Here is a 7,661-nt window from a genome sequence, read left to right on the forward strand (position 1 = left end):
TAGATAGCGAAAACAAAAAACCAGAGCCGAAGCTCTGGTTTTTTTACGACTTAAGAAAGCGCATCCTATGCGCCTTCGTTATGAAGCTCTAGATTTGCTAAGTCCTGTTGGATTTCAAGTTGTGTTTTCGCATCATCGTTACGAAGACCATCTAAAAAATCTAGGTATCGTTGGTCAATATCACCCGTTACATATTCCCCGTTAAACACGGATGTATCGAACTGAGTAATATCTTGGTTTCCAAGACCGACTGCCTCTACCAAATCTTCTAGACGTTGATAAATAAGCGCATCGGCACCAATCTGCTTACAAATTGTATCGTTGTCACGGCCATGGGCAATAAGCTCTGTAGCACTTGGCATATCAATGCCATATACGTTCGGGAAACGAACTTCAGGAGCCGCTGAGACCATGTACACTTTCTTGGCACCAGAATCACGAGCCATCTCAATAATCTGCTCTGACGTTGTACCACGAACAATAGAGTCATCCACCAGCAACACATTCTTACCTTTGAATTCCGAACGAATAGCATTCAACTTGCGACGTACTGATTTCTTACGTTGTTGCTGGCCAGGCATGATAAAGGTACGTCCAACATAACGGTTTTTCACGAAACCTTGGCGATAAGGGATATCGATCGCTTGAGCGATTTGCAGTGCAATGTCGCAAGACGTTTCAGGGATAGGAATGACAACATCGATATCAAGGTTTGCGTAATCTTCACGAATACGTTCGCCCAGCTTTTTACCCATTTCAACGCGAGCGCTGTATACCGAAATTTTATCGATGAACGAATCTGGACGAGCAAAGTACACGAACTCGAAAATACAAGGGTTAAGCTTAGGATTATCTGCACACTGCTTCGTGTAAAGCTCACCGTCAAACGTTGCGTAAATCGCTTCACCAGGTGCAACATCACGGACGAAATCAAAACCGACCGCATCCAATGCCACCGATTCAGACGCAACCATGTACTCTGCTCTGCCGTTAACTTCACGCTTACCTAAACACAGCGGGCGAATACCGTGTGGGTCACGAAATGCAATCATACCATGACCAATGATCATAGCTGTCACAGCATAAGCACCGCGAATTGTGCGATGAACATTGGTGACTGCGCGGAATACGTCTTCGGTCGTGACATTTCCTTTTACTGAGTCAATTTCGTGCGCCAGTACATTTAGTAATACTTCAGAGTCTGAAGTGGTATTGATATGACGGCGATCTTTTTCAAACAGCTTCTGACGAACTTCGTTAGCGTTGGTCAAGTTACCGTTGTGGGCAAGTGTAATACCGAAAGGAGAGTTTACGTAGAAAGGTTGAGCTTCTGAAGCGCTTGAACTGCCTGCTGTAGGGTAACGAACATGACCAATTCCGACCTCGCCTTGCAGGCGCTGCATGTGTCTTGCTTCAAATACATCCTTGACTAAACCGTTCGCCTTACGCAGACGAAAACGATTGCTTTCTATGGTACAAATACCAGCGGCATCTTGGCCACGATGCTGTAACACCGTTAACGCGTCATAAATAGACTGGTTTACAGGCGTTGTGCCCACGATTCCAACAATACCACACATGTCCTAATCCTCGATTTGCGACAGTAGCTGGCACTACTAGATAGTGCCAGACAGAAAACTTGATGTTGCTTGTAAATGCTCGAAGAATGGGGCGATGATACGGCTGAACTCAGGGATCAACTGTGAATCTTTCCACCAATCCGAGCTTGGGAATGCAGTAAACGCATCCATAAAAAACAGCACCGCAGAAACAATTAAGACTCCGCGTAGACCACCAAATACAATCCCGAGAATTCGGTCCGTACCTGATAGCCCTGTTTTTTGTACCAGTTGACCAATGACGTAATTCACCACTGCACCAACTACCAAGGTTGCGACAAATAACGCCGCAATCGCCGCTCCGTTACGAAACATATCATCTTCGATGTTGGTGAAGTACACCGCCAATTTGGCATAGTAATTACTGGAGATAAAAAACGCTCCGAACCAAATCACCAAAGACAAAGCTTCTTTAGCAAAACCGCGAACTAAACTGATCAGAGCTGAAAATCCGATCACACCTAAAATGATAAAATCTATCCAATTCATCTTTTCTTCATCTTAAGTTGGCGCGCATTTTAACAGAAAAAATGCCGACGCAAACGTTTTCTTATGGATTTAATGGCTTAAATTTAAGCAATTGACCTTTTGATCCTGTAATTTTTTGTAATTCTTGAACTTGTCGTTCAAGTTTACTTTTTGACACATCAGGGCCAACAATCACTCTCGTAAACTCGTTTTCTTTCTTTGTGTGTGCTTGATAACCACGCTTTTGCAAATCCGCGACAAGCGCGACAGCATTTTCGTGATTCTTAAGTGCCATCAACTGAATGATCCAAGCTGAATCTTCATATTGATTTTTCTCTTGAACAGGACGAGTGACGACCTCAACTTGATCTGGTTGTTTGATGACCTCAGGTTTAGATGTTGGCACTGGCTCGGGCTCAGAAACGGCTACTTGAGCATCCTCACGTTCTTGCACTACAGCTTCAACCGGAGAATCCGGTAACGTAATGTCGTCTTCCACTGGCTCTAATATTTCGAAGTTTTCCACATCACTATCAAGTTCTGGTTTGATAGGAATACTGGCAAATTCTTCTTTGTAGTGCAGTTTCTTACCATCTAGCACATCGGGAAGAACAATGACTCCGACTGCGACTAGAATGATGGTGCCGACTAAACGACTTTGGAATTTACTTGCCATCAAAATACCTTTACTTATTTATTATTTGATTGCCAATGTTCCAATACCTCTCCGACGGTATGGAATGAGCCAACCACCAGAATAACGTCTCCTGCCTTTGCGTGGCTTCTCGCACTCTCGAAGGCGTCAACAGGGTTTTCAAAATGAACTTGCCCATCAGGTAAGTATTGGCACAATTCATCAGCGGTCGCCGCTCTCGGTCCAGTAAGCGACGCTGGATACCATTGTGTTGCAACTGGAGTTAGCGCTTCAATGGTTGCTTTAATGTCCTTGTCATGCAGCATTGCAACCACAATATGGATATTCTTACCCAGATATTGTTGCTTCACTCTTTCTACCAAATACTCAGCAGAGTGCGGGTTATGAGCGACATCAAGGACTATTTCAGGTTCGTGATGCAGTACTTGCATACGCCCCGCCAAACGAGCATTATTCAAGCCATTGACAATATTTATGTCAGTGATTTGCAATTCCGAAGCCCCTAGTGCCATCAGTGCAGTGGCTGCATTTTGTAATGGTAGCGATGGGATTGGTAAATCCTCTAACTCAAATGCCCCACTGCTCCATTTCCAACCATTATCAGTTAGTTGGTAATCGTACTGAATACCTACTTGGAAGAACTCAGAACCAATATCGTCAGCATGAGCCGCCACGGTCGCTGGTGGCGTCGGTTGACCACAAATTGCTGGCTTCCCTGAACGGTAAATGCCCGCTTTTTCAAAACCAATAACATTGATGTCATCACCAAGCCAATCCACATGATCGATCGCTAAGCTCGTAATAACAGAAACATCATGGTCAACAACGTTAGTGGCGTCTAGACGGCCGCCAAGTCCTACTTCAAGTAAGACAACGTCAACTTTCTCTACTTGGAAAATACGTAGCGCAGCAAGCGTACCGAATTCAAAGAGGCTAAGGCTAACATCACCACGCTGCTTTTCTACATAATCGAATGCTTCACAGTGCTTGGCATCTACAACGTCAACGCCATTAATGCGTACACGCTCGTTGTAACGAATCAGGTGCGGAGAACTATAAACACCGACTGAATAGCCAGCATCAAGTAAAATGGCTTCCATTAACGCACACGTTGAGCCTTTGCCATTGGTTCCGGCAACGGTGATTACGGTTGGAGCTGGTTTGGTAAGATTGGCTTTGTTTGCTACCGCTTGGACACGGTCTAAGCCTAGATCAATTGCTGAGGAATGAATATTTGCTAAATAATCAAGCCACATCTCTAATGAAGATGTGGCTTGAGGAATTGGGTTTTGGGTCATCTAACTTTAACCATTAAATTCTTTGGTTTTTATGTTAGTTGATACTTTACCCTTTTTCGTCCGCTTCTGGTACAGAATATGGCTCTTCATTTGGAGATTCGTTAACCGAAACCACCAAAGGAGACTTGTGGTTAGTCATCTTAGCGATAAGACCACCCACACGCTGACGCATTTCACGACGGTCAACGATCATATCAATAGCACCGTGATCAAGCAGGAACTCACTACGCTGGAAACCTTCAGGAAGATCTTCACGTACAGTTTGCTCGATTACACGACGACCAGCAAAGCCAATGAGGGCCTTAGGTTCACCGATGTTGATATCACCCAACATAGCCAAACTTGCTGATACACCACCCATTGTAGGGTCAGTTAGAACAGAAATAAACGGCAGACCTTTTTCTGATAAACGCTCAAGCGCAGCACTGGTTTTTGCCATTTGCATAAGAGACATTAAAGCCTCTTGCATACGAGCACCACCACTTGCTGAGAAACAAACAAGCGCACAGTTATTTTCAATGGCTGCATCCACTGCTTTCACAAAGCGAGCACCAACGACTGAACCCATTGAACCACCCATAAAGGAGAATTCAAACGCACACGCCACAAGCGGCAGACCAAGCAATTCACCCTGCATCACAACTAGCGCATCTTTCTCACCGCTATTTTTTTGTGCAGCAGAGATACGCTCTTTGTATCGCTTAGAATCTTTAAATTTCAGTTTATCCTGTGGCTCAAGTTCAGAACCTAATTCAACTCGATTACCTTCATCTAAAAATGTTTCCAAACGACGACGCGCTTTCATACGCATGTGATGGTTACACTTTGGACAAACTTCTAAGTTACGCTCTAGTTCAGCATGGTATAAAACCTGTTCACAAGAGGTACATTTAGTCCACACACCTTCTGGGATAGAAGCTTTGCGTGAACTTACTAGATTGCTTTTCTCTAAAATCTTTTCAAGCCAACTCATGGAAGACCTTTTCTCTCAACTCTTCCGCTTCATTGCGAAAGATATAAATTCGACATAATACCGACGGATTAAACCATATCTTGCAGCTACTGTAGATAAAAAACTGGTTGTACCTATTTTTGATATCGTAAATAGCGTATGTTTTCCGTTCACATTCAATGTAAACACTACCGATATTTTGAAATAAGTTTGTAAAATTAGTTCAAATTATCTGGTAAAAACAGTGGACCGATCGGCACTTCAGGTAACCCAAACTCTTCTGGGTAGTCTACATCTACCAGGTACAGACCTTCCGCTTTCGCTGTCGCACCCGCTAGTTTGCGATCTTTGGCTTCTAATAACCACTTGATCCATTCAGGACTCTCTTCGCCACGTCCAACTTTTATCAAGCTACCCGTGATATTACGAACCATATGATGCACGAACGCATTGGCTTTAATATCAATAACCACATAGTTTCCATGGCGCGTAACGTTCAGATGCATCAAGTTTCGAAATGGACTGCGAGACTGACAATGCGCCGCGCGAAACGACGTAAAATCATTTTCGCCGAGTAGGAACTGCCCTGCTTCATGCATTTTTTTCTCGTCGAGCTCACCATGATAGTGACTAACCCCCGAGTTTAAGATGCCTGGACGTAAAGCATGATTGCAAATAATGTAACGATAACGGCGCGCTGTCGCTGAGAATCTTGCATGGAAATCATCTGAAACTTCCTTAGCCCAACGAACCGCTATATCGCTTGGCATGTTCGCGTTTGCGCCCATGGTCCAAGCTACCATTTTTCGAGTAACGTTGGTATCAAAGTGCACAACTTGTCCCGTGCCATGCACGCCTGCGTCTGTCCGACCAGCACACTGAACTTCAACTGGGTGATTAGCGACGACGGACAATGCTTTCTCTAGCTCTTCTTGGACACTTTTCACTTCTCTTTGGCGCTGCCAACCAAAGTAGTTTGTACCGTTGTACTCGATACCTAATGCGATTCTCATCTTAACCTTCGAACTCTAAAATGGGGCGGGAAGTATATACTCAAGTCACCTCAAGTTGCCAGTTTCACCAAGGGTGATATAAAGGTAGCATCATACTAACGGGACACAAAAAGGGTAGCAAACGCTACCCTTTTGTTTCAGTTTATCGGCCATTAATTGCATCAATCAGGCTTTTTGCTTCGCGGCGAATATCATCCTCACCGTAAACAATCGCCTCTTCTAGTAGTTTAATCGCCCCTTGAGAATCGTTCATCTCGAGATAGATTTTAGCCAAATCCAGTTTCCCAGCAGCTTCAGCATTGCTATCTACGTCAATATCGCCGATCTCGCCGATAACATCTGGAAACTCGTTCAATCCGACATCGAGCTTAAGGTCTTCTTCTTCGAACTCACCTCCTTCTCTGTCGACCTGAGCCATCAATTCATCAATCGTCATAAATTGATTTTTCTTCGGGTCGAAGTCATCCAAGTCGCTTTGCTCTGCCCAGTTTTCTTGCGCGATCTCTGGCTGACTTAGTGCATCACTCGAATTCCAAACATCACGCTGGTCCTCAGGCACTTCTTCAGTAGAACTTACGTTATCAGCAGCGGGTTTAAAGCCATCCCAATCATCTCCAACATCAAGCATGGTTTCAAAATCCATACCTGCACTTGCGATGGTGTCACTGTCTAGTTTACCTTCAAATACTTCTGAGTTTGCGTCTTCCGCAAGAAGGTTAGCCATTGATGATTCATCATCCAAATTACTGAGCGGCTCACCCTCTGTCGCTGTTGACTGCACTTCTGGGTCAGTATCAAAGCCGTTTTGCTGCGCAAATACTTCAAACAAAGCATCATGATCGTTATCGGCTTGAATAGCTGGTCTCGATGTCTCTGCTTCAACCTTAGGGCTCTCTGGCGCACCCTCGTTCATTGACGCGAGAACATCTTCCTCATTGAACTCTGGAAGATCTTGGTCGTCAAAACTTAACTCTTCATCCTCACCGGAGATTGGTTCTATATCTGCAGTCTCAGAGCTCGGTAATTCTGGCTCTTCTTCCATCGACGCCAAGGCATCTTCTTCGCTGAACTCTGGCAAATCGAGCTCATCAAAATTGAACTCTTCTTCGGACTCAGCTGGCAAGTCGGCTTCAACCTGTTCTGGCTCAACGGACTCGGACGTTTCTAACGCAGGTCCGCCAGCCATAGACGCCAGTGCATCTTCTTCACTGAACTCTGGCAAATCGAGCTCATCAAAATTGAACTCTTCTTCGGACTCAGTTGGCAAGTCGGCTTCAACTTGTTCTGGCTTAACGGACTCGGACGTTTCTAACGCAGGTTCGCCAGCCATAGACACCAATGCGTCTTCTTCGCTGAACTCTGGCAAATCGAGCTCATCAAAATTGAACTCTTCTTCGGACTCAGCTGACAAGTCGGCTTCAACTTGTTCTGGCTTAACGGACTCGGACGTTTCTAACTCCGGCTCATCCGCCATAGACGCCAATGCGTCTTCTTCACTAAACTCAGGAAGATCCAGCTCGTCAAAATTGAACTCATCTTCTGATTCAGTTGGTAAGCCTGCTTCAACTTGTTCTGACTCAACGGACTCGGACGTTTCTAACTCCGGCTCATCCGCCATAGACGCCAATGCGTCTTCTTCACTAAACTCAGGAAGAT

The 7,661-nt window shown here is 44.8% G+C and carries 7 protein-coding genes; all 7 read right to left on the reverse strand.

All coding sequences use genetic code 11. The features are described from left to right. Nucleotides 1-65 precede the first annotated feature (65 nt). Entirely contained in the window at nt 66-1,580 is a 1,515-nt protein-coding gene (gene purF, locus R7E42_RS14240; RefSeq protein WP_213966707.1) for an amidophosphoribosyltransferase, read from the reverse strand. 36 nt (nt 1,581-1,616) lie between these two features. After that, nucleotides 1,617-2,108 (reverse strand): CvpA family protein, encoded by a 492-nt coding sequence (locus R7E42_RS14245; RefSeq protein WP_005380590.1) that lies wholly within the window; start codon nt 2,106-2,108, stop codon nt 1,617-1,619. A 61-nt stretch (nt 2,109-2,169) separates the two neighbouring features. Continuing rightward, nucleotides 2,170-2,763, reverse strand: coding sequence for an SPOR domain-containing protein (locus tag R7E42_RS14250; protein ID WP_274342315.1), 594 nt, complete (start codon nt 2,761-2,763; stop codon nt 2,170-2,172). A gap of 14 nt (nt 2,764-2,777) precedes the next feature. Further along, complete coding sequence (gene folC, locus R7E42_RS14255; protein ID WP_005380586.1) at nt 2,778-4,040, reverse strand: bifunctional tetrahydrofolate synthase/dihydrofolate synthase; 1,263 nt, start codon at nt 4,038-4,040, stop codon at nt 2,778-2,780. Between the two features lie 46 nt (nt 4,041-4,086). Continuing rightward, entirely contained in the window at nt 4,087-5,013 is a 927-nt protein-coding gene (accD, locus tag R7E42_RS14260) for an acetyl-CoA carboxylase, carboxyltransferase subunit beta (RefSeq protein WP_005380583.1), read from the reverse strand. 197 nt (nt 5,014-5,210) lie between these two features. After that, nucleotides 5,211-6,005 (reverse strand): tRNA pseudouridine(38-40) synthase TruA, encoded by a 795-nt coding sequence (gene truA, locus R7E42_RS14265; RefSeq protein WP_274342316.1) that lies wholly within the window; start codon nt 6,003-6,005, stop codon nt 5,211-5,213. A gap of 142 nt (nt 6,006-6,147) precedes the next feature. Then, on the reverse strand, nt 6,148-7,661 hold a 1,514-nt coding region (locus R7E42_RS14270; protein ID WP_318070785.1), incomplete at its 5' end, for a FimV/HubP family polar landmark protein.

Source organism: Vibrio sp. Vb1337 (assembly GCF_033338715.1).
Lineage (GTDB): Bacteria > Pseudomonadota > Gammaproteobacteria > Enterobacterales > Vibrionaceae > Vibrio > Vibrio alginolyticus.